At 38.3% G+C, this 1,410-nt stretch carries 1 pseudogene; it reads right to left on the reverse strand.

The features are described from left to right. Positions 1-1,410, reverse strand: a pseudogene (locus tag ACKTTC_RS16380) (hypothetical protein); the annotation flags it as partial.

Raw genomic sequence — 1,410 nt, forward strand, 5'->3', positions numbered from 1 at the left:
AACATTTATCGTAGCTGACGCTACTGATAAACATCCATTTGCATCTCTAGCTATAATCGTATGACCTCCAACGGCTACATCTGTAAATGGTCCTGTTTGGAAAGCTCCTGCTCCATCTAACTGATAGGTATATGGAGCTGTTCCTCCTGTTGCACTTGGAGTTATCGTAGCACCAACTGCTGGGTTACATGTAGGCAACTGAGTAATAGTACCACTCGCAACAACTGCTGCTGGTTCATTTATCGTAACCGAACCTAATGAAATATCACATTGTGTACCATTAATCGTTGTACGAATACGAATATCATGAGAACCCGCTCCTAATGTATTTACAGTAACTGGGCTTGTAGCCTGTGGTGTCGACCAACTCGTTCCTCCATCTACACTGAATTCAAATGAACCTCCAAAGTTACTCGCACTTATCTCTATACTTCCATTACTATCTCCATTACAAACTGCATCTGTTAATTTACTAACTGATCCTAATAACTCTTGATTATCTAAAACTGTAACAATTACATCTGTTGTACAATCACTTCCATAATCTATTGTAATGGTATAATCTCCATTTGTTAAACCTGTAAATACTCCTGTATTATTACTCGTCGCTCCCAAAGTATACGTATATGTAGCATCTACTGGAGCAATCGAAATGTTTCCTTCTCCATTACATTCATAAGCAACACTTGAGGTAAATGTTGGTAAACTTGGTAATGGTGGAATTATTATATCTGGTATTGTTGTTAATTCACATCCGTTTGCATCACGAACCGTTAGAACATAAGTACCTTCTGTTAAATTATTATAAACTAAATCTGTAGAGTAAACTCCGTTTACTCCGTAAGTATATGGACCTGTTCCTCCTGTAGCTGCATCGAAGGTAATTTGACCCAGCTGCAAACAAGTATAATTCTGTGTTAAATTCGCATCACTAACTATTGGTGTTGGTGTAGTTATATCTACATCAACAGATACTGAATCACAACCATTACCATCGGTAATAACAAATGCATAATTCCCATCTGCTAAACCTGTATAACTACGTACAACATCACTAGATGTAACCGTAGCAATAGGTGTTCCTGTACTTGTTACAGTAACTGTATAATCTGAAACACCTCCTGAAATGTTAATACTAATAGCACCTGTATCTCCTGAACAAGAAGGCTGCGTAGGAGTAACAACTACACTTGGACGTGTAATGGTGTCAACTGTTATCGTCTCTGTGTAAATACATCCTAATCCATCACGAACTGAAACATCATAACTTCCTCCTGCTGAAATAGTAAAGGTATTTCCTGCAACATAACTCGCTCCAACTCCTGAAGCTACAACTGAATATTCATAAGTCCCTATTGCTCCTCCACTTGCTGTAATCGTTACACTTCCATCTCCACATGAAGTTACAGG

It is taken from the genome of Tenacibaculum amylolyticum (assembly GCF_964511145.1).
GTDB lineage: Bacteria > Bacteroidota > Bacteroidia > Flavobacteriales > Flavobacteriaceae > Polaribacter > Polaribacter amylolyticum.